Annotated in this window: 24 protein-coding genes; 6 read left to right on the top strand and 18 right to left on the bottom strand. The window is 62.4% G+C overall.

Features of this window, described 5'->3' with window-relative positions; genetic code table 11:
- The first annotated feature begins 5 nt into the window (after positions 1 to 5).
- Positions 6 to 509, top strand: a complete 504-nt coding sequence (locus shn_RS33555) for a DUF1993 family protein (protein ID WP_064334761.1) — start codon at positions 6 to 8, stop codon at positions 507 to 509.
- 368 nt (positions 510 to 877) lie between these two features.
- Here the strand turns inward: shn_RS33555 and shn_RS33550 are convergent, their stop codons facing one another.
- Both shn_RS33550 and shn_RS33545 read right to left on the bottom strand, forming a co-directional pair.
- A complete protein-coding gene (locus tag shn_RS33550) occupies positions 878 to 1,315 on the bottom strand; it encodes a type II toxin-antitoxin system VapC family toxin (RefSeq protein WP_084438746.1) in 438 nt (145 codons plus the stop codon).
- Positions 1,315 to 1,563, bottom strand: a complete 249-nt coding sequence (locus shn_RS33545; RefSeq protein ID WP_064334760.1) for a type II toxin-antitoxin system VapB family antitoxin — start codon at positions 1,561 to 1,563, stop codon at positions 1,315 to 1,317. Before shn_RS33545 ends, shn_RS33550 begins: the two co-directional genes overlap by 1 nt.
- A 195-nt stretch (positions 1,564 to 1,758) precedes the next feature.
- Here shn_RS33545 and shn_RS33540 point away from each other — a divergent pair, with 195 nt between their 5' ends.
- Positions 1,759 to 2,100 (top strand): WGR domain-containing protein, encoded by a 342-nt coding sequence (locus tag shn_RS33540; protein ID WP_084438745.1) that lies wholly within the window; start codon positions 1,759 to 1,761, stop codon positions 2,098 to 2,100.
- Positions 2,101 to 2,142: 42 nt separating this feature from the next.
- Here shn_RS33540 and shn_RS36730 read toward each other — a convergent pair whose 3' ends face one another.
- The gene (locus tag shn_RS36730) at positions 2,143 to 2,316 is read right to left on the bottom strand and encodes a hypothetical protein (RefSeq protein WP_168169021.1); all 174 of its coding nucleotides are present in this window, start codon (positions 2,314 to 2,316) and stop codon (positions 2,143 to 2,145) included.
- 344 nt (positions 2,317 to 2,660) lie between these two features.
- Positions 2,661 to 2,828 (bottom strand): hypothetical protein, encoded by a 168-nt coding sequence (locus shn_RS36725; protein WP_168169020.1) that lies wholly within the window; start codon positions 2,826 to 2,828, stop codon positions 2,661 to 2,663.
- Between the two features lie 224 nt (positions 2,829 to 3,052).
- On the opposite strand from shn_RS36725, the gene shn_RS33535 reads away from it, so the two are divergent.
- Complete coding sequence (locus tag shn_RS33535; RefSeq protein ID WP_024270287.1) at positions 3,053 to 4,075, top strand: IS110 family transposase; 1,023 nt, start codon at positions 3,053 to 3,055, stop codon at positions 4,073 to 4,075.
- Between the two features lie 393 nt (positions 4,076 to 4,468).
- Here the strand turns inward: shn_RS33535 and shn_RS33530 are convergent, their stop codons facing one another.
- The 8 genes from shn_RS33530 to shn_RS33495 all read right to left on the bottom strand — a co-directional run bounded on the left by shn_RS33530 (position 4,469) and on the right by shn_RS33495 (position 10,232).
- Complete coding sequence (locus tag shn_RS33530) at positions 4,469 to 4,666, bottom strand: hypothetical protein (protein ID WP_064334759.1); 198 nt, start codon at positions 4,664 to 4,666, stop codon at positions 4,469 to 4,471.
- Positions 4,667 to 4,723: 57 nt separating this feature from the next.
- Complete coding sequence (locus shn_RS33525; RefSeq protein ID WP_064334758.1) at positions 4,724 to 5,035, bottom strand: DUF736 domain-containing protein; 312 nt, start codon at positions 5,033 to 5,035, stop codon at positions 4,724 to 4,726.
- Between the two features lie 890 nt (positions 5,036 to 5,925).
- Entirely contained in the window at positions 5,926 to 6,318 is a 393-nt protein-coding gene (locus shn_RS33520; RefSeq protein WP_064334757.1) for a hypothetical protein, read from the bottom strand.
- A gap of 486 nt (positions 6,319 to 6,804) precedes the next feature.
- The gene (locus tag shn_RS33515; protein WP_064334756.1) at positions 6,805 to 7,749 is read right to left on the bottom strand and encodes a hypothetical protein; all 945 of its coding nucleotides are present in this window, start codon (positions 7,747 to 7,749) and stop codon (positions 6,805 to 6,807) included.
- Positions 7,749 to 8,300, bottom strand: a complete 552-nt coding sequence (locus shn_RS33510; RefSeq protein ID WP_242224981.1) for a hypothetical protein — start codon at positions 8,298 to 8,300, stop codon at positions 7,749 to 7,751. The genes shn_RS33515 and shn_RS33510 overlap by 1 nt, the downstream gene beginning before the upstream one ends.
- Positions 8,297 to 9,223 (bottom strand): ArdC family protein, encoded by a 927-nt coding sequence (locus shn_RS33505; RefSeq protein ID WP_064334755.1) that lies wholly within the window; start codon positions 9,221 to 9,223, stop codon positions 8,297 to 8,299. The genes shn_RS33510 and shn_RS33505 overlap by 4 nt, the downstream gene beginning before the upstream one ends.
- A gap of 251 nt (positions 9,224 to 9,474) precedes the next feature.
- Positions 9,475 to 9,834, bottom strand: a complete 360-nt coding sequence (locus tag shn_RS33500) for a hypothetical protein (protein WP_064334754.1) — start codon at positions 9,832 to 9,834, stop codon at positions 9,475 to 9,477.
- Positions 9,835 to 9,845: 11 nt separating this feature from the next.
- The gene (locus shn_RS33495) at positions 9,846 to 10,232 is read right to left on the bottom strand and encodes a DUF6878 family protein (RefSeq protein ID WP_064334753.1); all 387 of its coding nucleotides are present in this window, start codon (positions 10,230 to 10,232) and stop codon (positions 9,846 to 9,848) included.
- Positions 10,233 to 10,498: 266 nt separating this feature from the next.
- Here shn_RS33495 and shn_RS33490 point away from each other — a divergent pair, with 266 nt between their 5' ends.
- Both shn_RS33490 and shn_RS33485 read left to right on the top strand, forming a co-directional pair.
- Positions 10,499 to 10,801 carry a type II toxin-antitoxin system Phd/YefM family antitoxin gene (locus shn_RS33490; protein ID WP_064334752.1) on the top strand — a complete coding sequence of 101 codons (303 nt, stop codon included), beginning with the start codon at positions 10,499 to 10,501 and terminating at the stop codon, positions 10,799 to 10,801.
- Positions 10,798 to 11,271 carry a type II toxin-antitoxin system VapC family toxin gene (locus shn_RS33485; protein ID WP_064334751.1) on the top strand — a complete coding sequence of 158 codons (474 nt, stop codon included), beginning with the start codon at positions 10,798 to 10,800 and terminating at the stop codon, positions 11,269 to 11,271. The genes shn_RS33490 and shn_RS33485 overlap by 4 nt, the downstream gene beginning before the upstream one ends.
- A gap of 124 nt (positions 11,272 to 11,395) precedes the next feature.
- Here shn_RS33485 and shn_RS33480 read toward each other — a convergent pair whose 3' ends face one another.
- The 6 genes from shn_RS33480 to shn_RS33455 form a co-directional block, all read right to left on the bottom strand.
- On the bottom strand, positions 11,396 to 11,980 hold the full coding sequence (locus tag shn_RS33480; protein WP_064334750.1) for a hypothetical protein: 585 nt from the start codon (positions 11,978 to 11,980) through the stop codon (positions 11,396 to 11,398).
- Positions 11,981 to 12,553: 573 nt separating this feature from the next.
- Positions 12,554 to 12,898, bottom strand: coding sequence for a hypothetical protein (locus shn_RS33475; protein WP_064334749.1), 345 nt, complete (start codon positions 12,896 to 12,898; stop codon positions 12,554 to 12,556).
- A gap of 299 nt (positions 12,899 to 13,197) precedes the next feature.
- Complete coding sequence (locus tag shn_RS33470) at positions 13,198 to 13,521, bottom strand: hypothetical protein (RefSeq protein WP_064334748.1); 324 nt, start codon at positions 13,519 to 13,521, stop codon at positions 13,198 to 13,200.
- The gene (locus tag shn_RS33465; RefSeq protein ID WP_064334747.1) at positions 13,518 to 14,408 is read right to left on the bottom strand and encodes a hypothetical protein; all 891 of its coding nucleotides are present in this window, start codon (positions 14,406 to 14,408) and stop codon (positions 13,518 to 13,520) included. The genes shn_RS33470 and shn_RS33465 overlap by 4 nt, the downstream gene beginning before the upstream one ends.
- Positions 14,405 to 14,767 carry a hypothetical protein gene (locus shn_RS33460; protein WP_245337563.1) on the bottom strand — a complete coding sequence of 121 codons (363 nt, stop codon included), beginning with the start codon at positions 14,765 to 14,767 and terminating at the stop codon, positions 14,405 to 14,407. The genes shn_RS33465 and shn_RS33460 overlap by 4 nt, the downstream gene beginning before the upstream one ends.
- A 182-nt stretch (positions 14,768 to 14,949) precedes the next feature.
- Complete coding sequence (locus tag shn_RS33455; protein ID WP_064334745.1) at positions 14,950 to 16,716, bottom strand: ParB N-terminal domain-containing protein; 1,767 nt, start codon at positions 16,714 to 16,716, stop codon at positions 14,950 to 14,952.
- A gap of 448 nt (positions 16,717 to 17,164) precedes the next feature.
- Here shn_RS33455 and shn_RS33450 point away from each other — a divergent pair, with 448 nt between their 5' ends.
- Positions 17,165 to 17,599 carry a helix-turn-helix domain-containing protein gene (locus tag shn_RS33450; RefSeq protein WP_064334744.1) on the top strand — a complete coding sequence of 145 codons (435 nt, stop codon included), beginning with the start codon at positions 17,165 to 17,167 and terminating at the stop codon, positions 17,597 to 17,599.
- Positions 17,600 to 17,899 lie beyond the last annotated feature (300 nt).

The following is a 17,899-nucleotide window of genomic DNA, read 5'->3' as shown; positions in this document are numbered from 1 at the left end:
CCTTCATGATGTACGCGCAAATCACGCAATTCACCAAAATGCTCCACACCCTTTCCCGTCTTCTTGATAAGGCGGACAAGCACGCCGAGGCACATAATTTTGCGCCGGAAGTTCTTCTGAACGCGCGTCTTTTACCAGATATGCTGCCACTCACAAGCCAGGTTCAGATGGCATGTGATACGGCGAGGCTCGCCACCTCAGTCTTGGCCGGCAAACAGATTCCGATTTTCGACGACAGTGAGAAAACGATCCCGGAACTCAAGGCTCTGATCGAGAAGACGATCGCGTATGTCTCTTCAATGAAAGAAAGCGATTTTTCCGGTTGGGAAGAAAGAAGAGTTGCTCCTCCGGGCTGGGCCGGAGCTTTCCTCGGAAAGGATTATTTCTACCAGCATGGCGTTCCAAATTTTTATTTTCACATGGTTACGGCATACGCGATCCTTCGGCACAAAGGCGTTCGGATCGGAAAGATGGACTACATCGGTCAGCTACCTTTCCTGAGGCAATAGCTGCACCTTCACGGTCCCATGATCCTTCAAGATTCCGGAGGCGCTACCTCCGGAGCTCCGTCACCTCGTCCCTGAGTAAGAGTCGATCACGGCAGTGCGTTCTCGTCATCGCCGTCGTACTGCAGAGAAGTCCCTCGTCATCCGATTACAGGTCAACGCTTCTTCACGTGCTGGTAGCGCCATCGATAGGAGACCTCAGCGTTTGGTTCTTTTCGAACAATTCCACGGCAGAATCTCCTTGATCCGGCCGGATTCCTCTTGCGAGATATGGGCGTCACCCGGATGGGAGGAGACCGCTTGCGGGCTCCGGGAGCGCAGCGAATAGCACACGGTCGCCGAAGGCGGCTCGCCCTTGTCAATCATCGGCGTCAGGCGATTTCGATGTCGGTTCTGGAGAAGTCGTCGCCCTTGAACAGGAGAGGCAAGCGGTATTCCCTGGCGCAGGCATAGACGAAGCAGTCTCCCATGTTCAAACGCGCCGGATGGGCAACGAATTTGCCGAAGGTGCGCGCCGCTTCCACGGCCTTGCGATGCGTTGTGCCGCTGATGGTCAACTCTCTGACCCGCAGCGCCTCCAGCAGGGCATCGACATGGCGCTGGGCCTCGTCAATGATCGCGGGCGGAATGGGTGCCTGATTGCCGTGCTGCTCGTTGGCGATCCGCCGCGCGAGGCTTATGACCGCCTCGAACACCGTCATCGACGAGCAATAGATCGGCTTGGTCGCGCGTTCGAGCTTGGCGACAAGATAGCCGGCTTCGTCTTCCTTAGTGAGGATCGAGATGATTGCCGAGGCGTCGAGATACATCAGGCGTCCCACATGTCGTCGCTGAAAGCCTTCATGTCGAAGGGCTTCGGATTAGGGCCGAGCTGCGCCGCGACCTCGTCCTGAATCTTGCGAATGCGCTCTACCAGGGGTATGGTTTCCTTCGCACGCGCAAGCTCGTTTTCGAGAGCGCGGCGGACGGCCTCGGTCTTGTTGGGGGCATTGGTCAGCTTCTGGACCTTCTTCGCCAGCTCGTCGACATCGCTGTCTCGGATATAGAGGGAAGACATCGGACTTTCCTTCTTCGTATATTCCTCACTGAATATACGAATATTCTATATGGAATATACAGTCACTTCAAGCTGCGAGATGTGGGCGTCACCCGCATGGGCGGAGACCGTATACGGGCTTCGGGAGTGCAGAGACTAGCACGCGGTCGCCGAAGGCGGCTCGCCCGGATCATCCCATAGGCATCCATCAAAGGAATGAATCATAGGAGACCGACCGATTCAGAACTGTCGTTGGACACCGATACCGTGGTCGGCGACGATTCCGCCATGATCACCCAGCCCTACCAGCTTTATGTCGAGCGCACCGAGCCATCGAAGAACATGGCGCGATATTACTCCATGACCATCGAGCCGACGCTGTTCGGAACGGCCTGCCTGACACGGCGATGGGGACGTATCGGCAAAATGGGCCAGGAAAAGGTGCATCATTTCCAGCGGGAAGAAGATGCCGTCCATCTTTTCCTCGACGTCCTGCGCCAGAAGCGGGCACGCGGCTACCGACCGGCGGGGACAAACCGAGCGATCCGTACTGCATGAAGACGGCAAAGAGGCACGCGCAGGCGGGCCTCGCCGGACGCCTCATCGGCGTCGGTTCCAGTCGGTCTCGAAGGCGACTTCGATCTCGACGAAGAACGGGATCTTGATCGCGATCTTCAGGCCGAGCTTGCCCTTGCGGAAGAAATGGGCGGCGACCTTGCCCAGGGCTCGGAGGCGGCGACCGGTGGCGGTGAGGAATTTGGCGAGTTGGCGCATGATCTCTACTCCTTTCGATAAGCTGTCATTGCGGGGAAAGGCGGCAGCCCGGAGAGGCGCGCTGCACCGGGACGGCCGCAGCGGACGCGGAGGACCAGGCGGCGCCTGAATTTTGTCGCGCGAGGAGCCGCAGGCGGGGAAAATTCTGGAGGCGGCGGGTTGCGGCGCGCCGGGAGGGCTGCAACATCCCCGATGCTGATGACAGGGCATCGAAAGGAAGGAGCGGCAACCGGCTTTCCCTCCTCCGATCGCTTCCCTCCCGCCTGGAAAGGCGGAGCAGAGCTTCGCGCCGGTTGCGCCGGTCGATCCGGCGCGGCTGGCCCATCGACACGGCAGAAACCGCCCTAGAAGGGCGGCTCGGCGCTGATGCGGCCGTCCTGTTCGGCCAGGATCGTTTCTCGTTCGGCCCGCGCCAGGCCGAGTTCGGCCTCGATCTGGCGGCGCTCCGCGGGATCGGCGTTGCGGACTTCGGCTTCGAGTTCCAGGATCGTGCGGTCGAGGTCGTAGGTCATCGTCGTCTCCTTGACGTTTTGTGAAAGACGACGCGCGCGGTCATGGTGGCAGGCAGGGGTCAAGGATCGCGGAACGCGACCGGCGGAGCCGGCGAGTGGGGGAGCCGAATTTCTGCGCGGCCCGCAAGGGACGGGACTGAAATTTGATGATGTGGACGGCCCTCCGAGACCTCAGCGCAAAGGTGCTATTCTCAGCCCGCACAATTCGGACAAGGAACCACGTCATGGCTTTTGAGAAGATAAGTGTTATCGGCCTCGATCTGGCCAAGAATGTTTTCCAGCTACATGCTGTCGACGAAGCCGGCGACATCATTATCCGCCGCCAGCTCCGCCGGAATCAGCTTCTGCAATTCTTCGAGCACCTGCCACGCTGCCTTGTCGGCATGGAGGCATGTTCGACGTCACACTATTGGGCTCGTGAACTCGGCCGCCTGGGCTTCGAGGTCAAGCTGATGCCGCCAGCGTATGTTAAGCCCTACGTCAAGCGCGGCAAGAATGATGCAGCGGATGCCGAGGCGATTTGCGAAGCAGTGACCCGTCCTACGATGCGTTTCGTTCCCGTGAAGAGCTGTGAGCGTCAGGCACTCCTGATGCAGCATAAGACACGGGATCTGCTGGTGCGGCAGCGGACCGCTCTTATCAACGCCTTGCGTGGGCATCTTGCGGAATTCGGGATTGTTACGTCGCAAGGAAGATTAGGCTTGAGAGCGGCAATTGAAGCGCTCAGCGCTGCCCAGGAATTCCTACCAGAGCCCTCCTGGCAACCGTTCGAACACATAAGGAAACAATTGGAGGAACTGACCCACAAGATTGCTGAACTCGATCGCATTATACTGCGGTGGTGCCGCAACGAAGCGGCTGCCCGGCGTTTGATGACCATTCCCGGCGTCGGTTTCCTAACGGCAGCGGCGATCGCTGCTTCGGTCGGCGACGCCACCGAGTTCAAATCTGGCCGTCAGTTCGCAGCTTGGCTTGGATTGACCCCACGACAAAACAGTAGCGGTGGGAAAGAGAGGCTTGGCCGGATCAGCAAACAAGGCGATCGCACAATCCGACGATTGTTGGTAGTCGGCGCCACCGCCGTCGTGCGCAGAGCCCGTCTTGACGCTGCGTCATTTCCCTGGATCGCTCGCTTGTTAGATCGCAAGCCCGCCAAGCTGGTCTCGGTAGCGATCGCAAACAAGACCGCGCGCATTGCATGGGCAATACTCAGGCGGAGGGAAAACTATCGTTTTGCCACCGCCTGAAAAGATCTGTTCGGCCCGCGTGTGGCCGGATGGAGGAGTGGAGGACTTAGTTTGATGGCGAACCGGTTAGACCGGGGACGGAGGAAAGCCGGGGTTCCCCCAGCGCCTCGAGCGCGACAATTTGATTGGCTCTCCGTCTGCGGATCTCATCAGGGCCAGTGGCGTTGATGCCACGATTATAGGCCGGACACATGACTGAACCTAATTGGTCGCTCACAAACAAAAGTCTTGCATTCCACGGGCCGTCCACACATGGGGGAACCGCTCGTCCTTGAGGCCTGCCTGCCGCCATGGCACCCTCGGACAGACTGAGCAGACTTTTCCTCTCCGTATGGCACCCACCAACCCGCGAGCGGGCTCGACGCTGCTCGCGGGTTCGGTTTCAGCCGGCGACTATCGCCAATCGGGATCATCGGCGATGCCGACCTCGCGAAGACGCCGCTCATCGTCGTAGCCGATGACCTCGTAGTCGTCCGATTTCCAGGTGTAGTCGCCGCGCCAGATGTCTTCGATCTGCGCCCAGGAGCCATCGGGCCATATGGCAAAATCCTTCGGGTTCAGCTGGCGTCTTTCTTCGATGCGTGTGGTCATAACCGCTCCTTGTTTCTTGGAGAGAAAGCCTCGCCTTTCGGCGAGGCAGTTCCGGTGTCAGGCGTCGCGCTTCGGGCGGTTCCAGACCAGGTCGTAGTCGCCGTCGGCCTGGCTCGGCCACAAGGCAGCATTGATCGGGAAGGCGAAGCTCGGGTCGTCGAGCTTGACCGAGATGTAGGGTTCGCCGTCGGTGGAGGTAGCGTTCCAGCCTGCGCCGACCTCGGCCATGCCCGCCATCACGCGGAAGTCGGGAGCGTCGCGGGAGGTGCGCTGGATCGGGACCAGGCGGGCTTTCATCTGGACGGTGAGCGTGCGGACCTGACCGGTGATGGTATTGCCGTTGGTGGAGAAGTTGCCGATGATAGCCATTTTCGAGATCCTTTCGGGTTGCTCGGGTCGCGTCCATCGCGACCTCGATGGCTGTCGAAAGGATCGGGGACGATCGGACCGCACCCCTTGGGCCGGAACGCAGTGGAGGGCGGCCGGAGGCGGCTTTCTTGTTTCGCGAGGAATGGCGGCGCAGCCGACAGGGGAAGAAAGTCGGGGGAGGCCGTTGCGGGAAGACGATCGAGGCGCAGCCGGTTTCCGATCAGACATGCCACATCGAGGACGTGGTGGCCGCGCCAGGGTTGACCAAACCGGAAGGGTCTCGGAAATGGCGGGCCGTCATCGTCAGCACCACTTCGCTGCCGACGACAACCTCGTCGGCTCCAATGGGCTGCAGCTATGGGTTCGGTGTGCCCGCCGCAGACGATTGAGCCCACTGCCTCCGATATCGCTCCCTCCGCGTTGCCTGCCGGAGGGTTTTCCTCGAATGCCGGTAGGACGACGACGCCCTCGACGGCACGGAATCCTCCTCTTCCGCAGGCATAGGGGCACCGCTTCCATGCACTCCGCGCATCTAATGCCATGGCAGCGCCCTGCCGCCGGGTTCACCTGGGCTGGAGCCGTCGAACAGATGACTGATGCCCAGCCCGCCTGCCAAGGCGGGGCGCTCCCGGTCTTCCGGGTGCCCCGCCATCCACCATGAGCAAGCGCGATCATTCGCACCCATCTGGAGAAGACAGCGCAGCCGGGGCAACACTAGGGGCGGCGAAGCGCCGACCCGGACAAGTCGATCGTCACCGGCATCGGCGGAGACGGCCGAAGGCTGGCTGCGTGCCGGAGGCATAGAGCGCGGTCGCCGCAGGCGATGGCCAGAACCAAGATGCGGCGAGAGCCTGCCGGTCCCGACGATCCGCGTGGCTCCGTGGATCGACCTACGGCGCGACCTTTGCCTTCGCGCCGCACAGGATGAGCTGCCTGATGTGCGCGCGGACCTCGCGTTCCGTTCCGTAAAATCGATCCTGCCCTTCGGGATAGGCGATCATCCAGGGTTCATCGGCTCCCATCATGGTCGCCTCGAAGAGGTCGCCATTGCCCGCGGTGACGGAAATAGCGCGGATCGGCGATGCCGAAGATTGATCCCGCACCAGTGAAAATGACACCAACCAGCCCGGGCCATGGGAATTTCGCAGCGCCTGCATGACGCCTGTGGTTCGCGCATTCATCCAGTCATCGCGCAGACTGGCTTTCCAGTACCGCCCATGCTCGATGGCATAGGCTCTGATGGCATTGTGCTCGGCTCGGGTGAGCGGACGCAGCTTAGTCATGGGCTTTCCTTTCAGAGGGAGGGACGAAATGGGTGGGTCCGGAGCGGCCGGGCGTCGATCGCGCCGCAGAGCCGCGAAGCGGGCAAGGCGGGATCTGAAGAGATGAAGAGCATCGGAGAAATGAGCATCGCGACGGCCGCTGGCCGGCATTTCGGGAATTCTCGACGCGCCGGCGCGGGAAGCAGGGCAGCCGCAGGAGCCTCAGCGTAGCGCCTCGAAGAGGAGGCGGGATCGACTGCCCCCCGCGGCGGCGCTCCGTGCTCTGTTGAGGACGGCTCCCTACCGCAAGCACCGGCTGATGCCGGAGACGTTGGAATTTCATGGCAGGATTTCGATATTCTGGTACTTTCATGAAAGTCGCAGTCATCGCCAGTGGCTAAGAATTCGACTGCTCCCGGTTCGTTGCAAGGCCGGGAGTGGTCAGAGAGTGGGGTCGTCGCGTCTGGGGGCGTACCAGGAGCGGCGGCCCCGATCTTCCGGGGGCCGTCAGACACCGCACATGCCCTCGCACTCGTTCGGCCAGAGGTCGAGCTGACCGCGATCAGAGGCCGTCGATAGATCGGCCTCGTCCAGCGGCACGCACGAACGATGCAAAAAGACCTCGCCGCGGATACCGCTCATGCCATTGCGTAGCGCCTGGTCGACCTCGATGGCGTCGGCCCATGCCGCGAGATCGTGGTCACGCATGAAGCGCCAGCGTGCATTGTCGTGAAACGGGCAACCCACGCAAGCGCTCTTTGGCGGATCGGGATAGCCGTGGCGGCGCAGCCAGCAGAGGCACTCGTACCGGCTCATGCGCTTTTCGATCAGCGGAAAGCGCTTGACCTGCCAGGGCTCGAAGCTGGGCTTCGCCCGCACGATCTCGTCGCAGCTGATGCCGATCCATTGCTCCACGACAGCATGATCGGGCGAGCGCTTGCGGGTGAGGCCGGCGAGTGCCCGGACCTTTCTCCGGATCGGGACTATTTTATAGTCCGTCGTGCATTGCCTGCGGATCATGCCGATCGACACGGTCTCGCGGGCTGTCGCGCGCGTGCCGATTTCGATCAGCTCGCCGTCATGGTCTTCGTCGTAGACGGGGACGACCACACCAGCGGGCGTGACCGTCTTGGCGAAGGCCGGGATGGACGCCCAGCGTTTGCCGTCGCCGGCGCCGATCAAGTCGTCACGAATGTTCCCGGCGGACACAATATGAACCGGGAACGGCAGCACATTGCCCGACATCAGCCATTCGAGATGGTCATAAACAGCCTGCGGCTCCCAGCCCGTGTCCGCGAAGATGGCACAATCAGGCATCGGGCCGATCTCGCCGTGAGCGGCCATCAACGCCAGCGTCGTGGATTGCACGCCCGCACCGAGGCTGAGCGCGCGAAGGCGAATGGCGGAAGATCCTTCCTCCGCCGGATTGAGACCAAGCGGAGAGAAGAGCATCAATGTCCCTCCACGAATTCACGGTCCAGCCAGCGGCGAAGATCGCGACGCATGATACCGATGGGACCATTGACCTCGGTGATCCGCGCGTCGCCGACGATATGACCGCGTTCGCGGAACAGGTCGACGAGGTGGCGCATGACATCGAGATAGAGATGGCCACCGACGAGGGCGACATCCGAGAAGGGAACGCGTCCATAGCCCGTCAGCGTCGCGATGTGCATTCCGGGATGCTCGCCTGAGGCCATGCCGCGGCGCCTGGTCTTCTGCTTCGGCCATCTCGTTCCGAGATCGCCAGCCTTCATCTCGGCCGCGATCGCCGGCGTCATGCGCGCGTCATACATTTCGATCGGCGTGGCTGCGGCCCGGAACCCCAGGCGGGCGGAGAGGAAGGCGACCTTCGCCTTCTCTCCACGCGGGTCGACCGATCGCAGGGTCTGCCACAGGGGGCCGTCATAGCGTTCGATGGCCGGCATGTAGGCCGGGCCGTCGCGCTTCGTTGCCGAGCAGGCAAGGATCAGGAGACGGTTTGCGGGATGAGGAGCCATCATGCTGCCTCCCGCTCTTCAGCCGTGGCCGGCTGCAGTCCGTGAAGATAGGCGACGGCGCGCTGCGCGTGCGCGGCGGCGGCGAAGATCGCCCGCTTGTCGTCGCACAGCACCTGCAACCACGACTGAAGGTATGAAGCATGATCCGAGCGCGGCTCCAGCTCCGGCGCGATGCCGAGATCGGCGCAGAGGAAGCAACTGCCGAGTTCGGCGATCAGTTCTTCGCGGGCGCGCTCGCTGCGATCCTTGCTGTAGCGGCTGAGATCGCGGCCGACGCGATGCGCTGGCGCCGTCCAGTGCGTGGCCTCATGGCTGAGCGTTGCCACGTAGGAGGCCGCGTCCCTGAAGCTCTCGACGAATGGCATCTGTATGTGGTCGGTCGCAGGGCTGAAGAACGCCCGGTCGCCACCATGGCGTATATGCGCGCCGGTGTTCCGGAAGAAGCGATCGGCATGCTCGATCCGCTCGACGGGATCAGTAACAGGCGCTGCGGATTGATAGTAGCGGTCCGGCAGCCCGTCGATCTGCGCAACGTTGAAGACGGTATAAGCCTTCAGGAAGGGGATCTCGCGCTCGATCTCTCCGCCATGTCCGTCGGACTCGGACTTGTTGAAGCGGCTGGCGAAGACCACGGTCGCGCCGGACTCGCCCTTACGCACGGCTGCGCCAAGCTCCAACGCCTGCTTGAACGTCATCCACATCGGCGAGGAGAACCCGCGCGCAATGGTCTCCGACCACAGGAGAAGGACGTTCATCCCGCTATAGGGAAGGCCGTTGTGCCGCAAAGGTCGGGTGATCCGGCCTTCCATGTTGGACGCGCGCCACGGCTGGACCCATGGGCGGACACCGTTCGAGAGGTCCTCGACGATCCTGTCGGTGATGCGCGTGTAGATGTCCACGCGTTGCGCTTCGGTCTTTTTCCTCATTTTCCTTACCTCCGTTCCAGAGGTCGCGCCTATCGCGACCCCGTCACGGCGGTCCGGAAGCCGGAACCATAGGGGGACGGTGCACGCGAAGCGCCGGAACGAAGTGGAGGAGGGCGAAGCCCTTGCGCTGAATCCCGGTTCCGGCAGGACCGAAGCCGGACGGGTCGCGACGGCGAGCGCTCCGCGCTTTGGCCGCGACATAGAAATGCCCACCAACGAGGTGGGCATCCAAGCCGCTCACTCGGCGGGATTTATGCGGGTAGGTCCGCCTCCAGATCTTTCTCGATCCGGCGCGTTCGTCCCATCCAAGGCTCCGGGCGAATGGCCTTCACCCAGTCCGCAAACGACGGGATGAGGCCGAGATCCTCGACGACATGCTGCTCGCCAACCCATCGGGTCGGAATGATCCGGCCAGTCGAGAGCCTGATCGTTGGGCCGAAGATCGTCTCAGCCATGAATATGCCTTCTGCGTGGTGCCGCAGCGCACGGTGACGAAAATCGGCGGTGATCTCCTTACTGGCATCGAACCAGGAGTGGATCGGCATGTAGTCGTCAACTACACCGCCCCATTTCTTCACAGAGGAGAGGGAATGGTGATATGGATGCGCCATTGCCATACTCCTTAAAACTCATGAGAAGACTGTGCGCTCTCGATAAAGCGCTCGTTAAGATCAAGCAAAATGGTTCGCTTCGCGACATCGAACACGAACTCCCCGTAAGCACCTTCCCCGTCCTGCCACCCGCCGTGACTCTCGCCGAGGAGATCATAGATCATCGTTTCGATCGCGCTTTCCAAGGACTCGCTGGACTTCCTGCAGTTGGCATCGACGAGCACGACCGTTGCATCAGGCAGCTCAACTGGCTCGTCAGCTATTCTCCCCTCCATCTCCGTGATCTGGCCACTGTCCCCATATCCGTCAAATGTCACGACGACATGGGTCAGCCCCTGTTCCAACAGAGCTGCGAAAACGGCACTCTTGTTTCGAGAATGAATGTCTTCACCGTTCATTTGAGATTCCTTTTCTCCTCGGAAGCCGCGTCCATCGCGACCCCGTCACGGCGGTCCGCAAGCCGGAACCATAGGGGGAAGGCGCACGCGAAGCGCCGGAACGAAGTGGAGGAGGGCAAGGGCCTTGCGCTGAATCCCGGTTCCGGCAGGACCAAAGCCGGACGGGTCGCCTGGCACTCGCCTTTCTACCTTTTCCTTTCATGTCCTGATCTGGCGCCGGAACGACGAAGCTGCTATATATCTGACCATCTGACTAGGTGAAGCGAATGGGCAAGCAGACACAGCTTTCTGGAACGAACCGGCCGGTGAACCCGACAGTGAGCGGGCGGTGGAAACTTGAGGACGCGAAAGCACGCTTCAGCGAGGTCGTCCGGCATGCTCGTGAGGACGGTCCGCAACGCATAACCGTTCGGGGACATGACGCTGTCGTCATCATGAGCGTCGAGGAGTTCGAGCGCCTGTCACCTGCTGCGCCTCGTGTACCGTTCGTCAACTTCATGGAGGCATTGCATCTCGGCGGACTGGATCTCGACCGCGAAGCCGACCACGGTCGGGATGTCGAGCTGTGAGAGGCTGGCTACTCGATACCAATGTGGTGGCCGCGCTGATCAACCCGCAGGGCGCTCCCTCGGTCAAAGCATGGGCAGCAAGCCAGGACGAGGAGACGTTCCATCTCAGCATCCTGACACTCGCCGAATACGACAAGGGCATATGTAACCTGCCGAACGACCATCCCGATCGCTCGCGCTATATCGCATCGAGGGATGCTCTCGCGGATCGGTTTGGCGATCGCGTGCTTTCCCTGCGCGACGAGGCCGTGCGGCTCTGGGGACGCATATCGGGAGAGGTCAAGAAAGCCACCGGGCATCCGCCGCCCGTGATCGATACGCTCTTGGCGGCGACCGCAATCGAGACTGACCTTTATCTCGTCACGCGGAATGTGAAGGACACCCGCCATTCAGGCGCGGTCGTCTTCGATCCATGGGCCGACGATCCGGCGGAGTTTCCGCTGAGTCAAAAGTCCAGAAAACCACGATAGCGAGAAACCGCTGACCGGGGTTTTCGACCGACTATTGCGGTACATCCAAGCCTCGGCGACCAACTCTGCGGCGGTCAATGGGTGCATGAAGGAAAAAGGCGGGGCCGAAGCCCCGCCTGATCGCTCAACCCAGCGCGTCCATCTGCGCTTCGGCCGCCTTGCGGTCGAGCGTCTGGCCGGGATTGTCGACCGGACGATCGAACGGCTTCCAGCTTTCCCCGACGGCGTATTCGTAGGCTGCAACCGCACCTTCGGCGGCCATGCGGAGCGAGAATGCCTGGACACCCATGTCGGCGGCGAATTCCCGCTTGCGCTGGGCGGAACTGTCGTAACCGACAATGCCGTCCCGGTCGTCGTCGCGGGCGTCGCTGGCGGCCTTGGCCGTAGCGTCGCGGGCTTCCGTCACGGCGCGCGAGTAGAACTGGCCGGCGCCATGGGCGGATCCGACGTAGGCTCCGACGATGCGCTGCAGGTGGATCTGCATCGCGCGCTCTCCGAGGCCTTCGGACAGAGCGTCGACGGTTTCGAGGATGAGACGCTCGTGCGTGTCGCGCACGCCGTCGCCGTCGACGACGGCCGTCCCGAAGCTTTCGGCGATCCGCATCGCCTGGGCGGCATCAGGGCAGGTCAGCCGGACCATTTCGAGGGTTGCACCCTTGCGGAGCTGGACGACGCGGGCGGACGGGCGGGAGGTTGCTGACTTGGCCATTTTCGATTTCCTTCTGGTTTTCTCCGAAGGCTTGCGCCGGCCCCTTGCCGGAGCGCCCTTCGGTGCGGTCGAGAAAAGCCGGTGGTCAGACGGTCGCTTTCACAGGTCCGGGGCGCCTGAGCGAGAAAGGCGGGCTTGCGGTCAAGCGGGGGCACAGCCCCTGCGCGGGACGCGGGCTCGCCTTGCGAAGGGAGGGTGAACCGGCCGCAACGCGGCGCGCAGCGGCCTTGAAACGACCGGCCGCCGGATTACGACCGTGCAGAACCGAAGGGTGCTCCGGCAAGGGGTTGGCTCATCGCCCGAACCGAAAGGAAATCGATGGTCGCGAACGTCCTCACCCTGACGCCTCCCGCGCCGATCAGCGACTCATGGTCTAACCCGGTCCGGCCGAACCAGATGCCGCTGGCGATCAGTCCTGATCGCAATGCGAGGGGCAGACGTCCTGTCGACTAGCATTGGCGGCGCGTGGCCACGCTCGACTGCCTCGTCCTGAGAGTCCCCGACAAGGCCGAAGGTATCCTGAAGGTGCGCTTGCAGCATCCCGACCGATCGCACCGGCCTTCGCCAGGACCATCATGGCGCGGGGCACTCAGGTCCTGAGTTCCTACTCCGAGATGCCCATGGCTGCGCGGGCTCCTGCAGCAGCGCGACGAGTTCCTCGAACAGCTCGGCCTTGTGATAGGCCATTTCGCTGAACACCTCGGGAGCGTCGCCCGCCGGCCCGGAATAGGCAGCATCTGCGCGTTCCCATGCCTTGATGACGTAGGTTTCGCCGGCATTGTCGGAATCGGGAAGCGCGCCGGTCCAGTCCTCGTCGGCGATGGCCAGACGGCAGGCGTCCTCTACGGTGTCCGCAGAGTGCGTCCCCTGGCGATAGTTCGGCCCGCGGTACATCGTTTCTATCGTACAGGTCTTCATGGTCTCCTCCGTGGAAACTCGCAATGATGATGGGGATGGACGCCGGCACTGGGGGCGGCGCTATAAGTCGAGGATGAACTGCCCGCCCTTCGGCGGCGCTGGAGCGCCAACCGGACCAGGACATTTGCGAAGAACACCGGCGGCGAGTGCGGCATGCTCACGATCGATATGCAGCTCGGTGGCGCGATGCCCGGACGGCCGGAGGCACCATCTCCCGACGCCCACCCTGCAGGTAGGGCAGGGGACGCGGGTGACGGGATGGTCCGGCCAGGTTTCGCCGCAGCGGTCGCAGGAGAAGATCATGACGGTCTCCGCCCGGCAGGTCGCTCGCGCAGAGCCTCGATTGCCCGGTCCTGCCGGGCGAGCTTGCGCGATAGCGCATCGATCTCCTGCTGCCGCTCGGCCGTGATCGCGGTGAGGTTGGCGCGATAGCGGGCAAGGAAGGCGCCCGCCTCCAGCGGCTGGCCTCGCCGATAGGAGCGCCGGCGCGGATGCAGGTGCGGAATGACCGCTGTCATCCTGCGAATAATCTGCCGGTCGATCAGGTCGAGCTGGTGCTGGGTCTGCCGGCGTGCCTCTTCCATGCGGGACAGCAGCGAGCGGCAATCGGAAAGCGAGTTCATGACGCTTTCCTCCGCTCCCATCCGACGAAGGACGACGGGCCATTATCGGTGGCATGACACCCTTCATCGATAACGAAGCCGAAGGGCCCGCGTCCTTGGTATTCTGCCTTCGGCGCCAGAAACCGCCGCTCCACGACATTGGCGCCACGTCGACCGCCGAGGACGGCGACCACTTCGATCATGCCCGGATGATGGCCGGAGGTGATCGCCGACGCGACGATCCAGTCGCCGGCATGACGGCGCTCGAAGGCGTGGCGGTCCTTGCCGCTCGATTCTCCCGGCTGAAGCGGACGTCCGAAGATCGCCTCCCATTCGTCCGGCCATTTGTCCTTGATCATGCGCTCCGCGAGCTTGCGCTCGTAGGTGGTGAACAGGTCGGGGAAGTTGAAGGTGACAATCGCCCAGGCTTCATCCTCTTCGTACCAGCCCGAACTGATCCGAAGGGACCGGACGATCCGCTTGTTTCGCTCGGCGGAGAGGCGAAAGCCGCCATGGCCGGCGGTCATGTGGGCGACAATGCCCTCGGCATAGATCGTTGCAAGCTGGGATGGCCCCCATGGCGTGCTGCAGACCATCCGGGTCTGGAGACGCTGAAGTCTCGACAGTTCGCGCTGGTGCTGCACGGTTTCAAAAACACGCGACCGGAAAGCGACCTCATCGGCAAGTTCGCCATCATGTCCATAGAAGTGCTCGCGCCGCAACGTCGACAGCGGCTGCGCCAGGCGCCAAGCGCTGGCGAGGAAACCGCCACCGGCGGCGCGTGGCAGCATAGCGAGCAAGAGATCGCCCAACCGGGCGACCGGAAAGCCTTCGCTGCTGGAGCCGAACTCGACCCGTGTATCCTCAAGGGTCGAGGTAGCATCGTCGGGAAGATCGGACGCGTTCATGCTGCTGTTCTCCCCTCTACATGGTCGGCCGCCAGCTCGTCGGCGGTGACTTCGACCGTGAAGGCATCGGAAAACGCAGTGTTGTCAGCGAGCCAGGAGCAGGCAGCAGCCCGGTCATCGGCGAGATGAAGGATCAGTGCGGCGGGATCGTTCCGCTCGAAGATCCGCACCGATCCGATCTTCGGGCGCGAGGCAATTCGGAAACGATAGGCAAGGCCGGTGGAAAACGTACGAAGGTCGTTTTCGCAACGGAGCATAAAGAACGGCGCAGCGCCGGGGCAGTCCTGGCCCGTCTCGCCGAACTTGCGAACGAGAAGGCCGGCGCCGTTGTTGCGCTTCCAGTGATAGAGCGTCGCCACATGGTGTTCCGGGGGACGGGGGTTTCCATCGGACCATTCGACGACGGAACCGATGGGCGCGAGCGGGATGATCAGGTCCGCATTCATAGCGTTCTCCTGCAGGATCGTGGTTGCCGGACACACCTCCGCCACCGGTGATGCCGGCAGCGAAGGTGTCGAGCGGGAAAGGGAAGCGCGGCGGCCTATTCGGCGGCGATCGAGTAGGCGGTTTCTTCCTCGATGACGGTCTCCTCCGCCGGGGTGTCACCATCCGCATGGGCAGCGCCGGCATCGATCACCGCGGGGGCGGCTTCAGCGGTGGAATCGCCGTCTCCGTCGCCCTCGGATTCGTCCTCATCTCGGGACTCGCCTTCACCCATGGCTAGATCGCGAGCCTTGAGGAGGTAGGAAAGCTCGCCCAGTTCCGGTGCAAAGCGGGCTGCAGGATGGACGAACACCCCCTCCTTGTAATGCTCGACAAGCGCGGTGCGCGTTTCGCGGACACGCTTGCCCGGAAGGATCGACACTGCGGCGCAGGATGATTCCAACGCCGGGCGCGACAAGCATTCCACGAACGCTTCCGTCGCCATGTTCGCGATGAAACTGTCAGCACCGATGGCATCGCCGGCGATGCGCGCGACGACACCGCTACTGGTGTGGCCCCTACGGCAAGACAGGGTGTCGATCAGCGCGGAACGGGCGGCGACGCGCAGGGTGTCCACGTCGAAGTCGAGCTTGCCGTTTTCATCGAGCAGCATCGCGGCATGCCGGTTGAAGCGGCTCGTCCCGATAAGACCGTCGGAGGAAGGCGACTGGACGTTCACATTGGCGCCGGCGAAGGCGAGAATGAGCAGCGCCATCAGCGTGTCGTCCTCGATCGGAGCACGGCCGAGCGCCTCGCGGAGCGCATCTGTGCGGAAATCGCCGATGATCTTGTACCCATCCTGCGTCACGTCGGGGCGCGGTTTGGTAACAATCACCTCGTCGGCGCCTGAGACCGCGCCGGAGCCGTCTTTGCCGGCCTTGGCTTTCGCCTTCTTCTTCTCGTCGGGCATCCGGTAATGCACGGTCTGCACCTTGCCGGTGCGGTCGAGATACATGGCGGTATGGTCGGATTTCTGCGGCTTGGTGTAGACCTTCTCCGCCTTCTTCGGAAGTTCCGGCTCGCCGTAGCTGTTGACTTCTACAATCGCGCCCCGCTTCGGCAGATTGCTCGTCATCCATTCATGCTGGGCGCCAAGGTAGGCCTCGACATTGGTGGTGTAGCGGTTGTCTTCGTTGCCCGGCGCAAACAGGTCTTCGGCCCATTCGATGCCGTACGCCGCGGCGAGATCGTCACCGAAGCTGGCATCGCGCGCGAACATGCGCCGCTTGTTGAGCGCGCTGGCGATGTACGGCCAATGTGCCCTCTCGCCCTTTCTCGGCTTGTTGGCCTTCCAGACCTCGCCCTGCTCTTCGAGGCTCGCCGCCGCAATGAAACGCAGCTGCTGCTCGTTCGGCATATCGCCGAGCGTCATCTGTTCGAGCATCGCGGGCAGGACGTTGGCGAGCAGCCGCAGCTTGCGGACCTGGCGGACAGGCAATGCCAGCGCCATGGCGATCGCTTCCTCGCTCCAGCCTTCCGCGACCAGGCGCTCGATGCCACGCCACTGGTCGACCGCGTTCAGGTCTTCGCGTGCATAGTTCTCGACCATGCTGCTCATGGCGCCGTTGTCGTTGGCCGCTTCCTTGACCAGAACCTCGATTTCGGCAAGACCGGCGGCAATCGCCCCGTCCCTGCGGCGGTGGCCGTTTTCGATCATGAGACCGTTTCCACCGTCCGGCCCGGTAAATACGATCGGCGGCTGGATGATGCCGACCGCCTTGATGGTCGCGGTCATCAGAGCGTCGGCCTGGGGCGACGACTTGGTGCGGCGGGCCGTGTTCGGGTTGTCCAACAGATCGCGCGGATCGACCTTCATGATTTGCATGGGATGTTCCTTTCCGGGGGTACGGACGCGGCCCTCTTGCCGGTCCTTCTCGTGTCTTCTTTTTTCCGAAGACACCTCCCGGACCGCGGGGCGGCCGGACCGGTGCAACTGCGGCCGAGCGTCCCTGCAGCGATGGACAAGCGGGGCCGACGGCCCTGCGAAGGACGAGTTGCCGGGATGCGCAGGCGGCGGTTGAGCGAAGCGCCGCTGGGAGGACCGATCTGCGATCGGGTTTCCCTTTTCTGTCCCTTTCCTTTCTTCTGTCCTGCCCTGGCAGATCGCTTGTTCGCCGGGAAAGTCAGACGACCTGTCTTGACACGACCATGGTGGCGGAGCAGGGAGCACCTTGCGCGTCTTCAGCACCGGCGCCGCGCAGTTCGAAGCGGACGCTCAATAGGTTCTGGTTCTTTGACTAGTCATCTTGCGATCCCGCTATCAAGAGGGTTCGATGAAGAAGACAGCAGACATCAAGGCGCCGAACGCGATCGACATCGAGGTTGGCCGGCGCATACGCCAGCGCCGACAGATGCTTGGCTTTAGCCAGAGTATCCTTGCCGAGAATCTCGGCGTCACGTTCCAACAGGTGCAGAAATATGAAAAAGGCACAAATCGCGTTGGTTCGAGCCGACTTCAGAATATCGCGCGCTTCTTAACTTGTCCGGTCGCCTATTTCTTCGAGGGAACAGACCAGATCGCACGGGAGGATGGGAATGTTGAGGGGAGCAACGTGACCGATTTCGTGATGTCGAGCGAGGGGCTCCAGCTCAACCGCGCCTTCCTATCGATATCGAACGGAAAAGTCCGACGACGGTTCGTCGCCTTGGTCAAGACCCTCGCGAACGATCAGGACGCCGCAGACGCTAGCGACGCTCTCGATCCGTAATTGCCGTAGTGATCGATGACTGCGTAGGAGCCAACCTCTACCGACGCATTCGCGAAAAGCTGGACCGATAAGCGGCGATAGCTATCGGCAAAAAAAATGGGCCTGCGAAACCGCGGCCCATTGAAGTGTGAAGGTCAAAACCTCCAGAGGGGAACAGCTGACGCGGCGGCACTGGGAGGAGAAAGACCGCCATGTGCATCAACTGCAAGCATAATGCCCGTTTCTTGACCATCTGGAAAACATTTATTGTGCAACGCAGCTATGCGGCGGCTGCGTTGCTCCCGTCGTGATCGTCGCCGG

Origin of the sequence: Shinella sp. HZN7 (assembly GCF_001652565.1) — a bacterium.
GTDB classification, from domain to species: domain Bacteria; phylum Pseudomonadota; class Alphaproteobacteria; order Rhizobiales; family Rhizobiaceae; genus Shinella; species Shinella granuli.
Note: the sequence above shows the minus strand (reverse complement) of the source record. Positions and strands in the feature narration are given on the sequence as shown.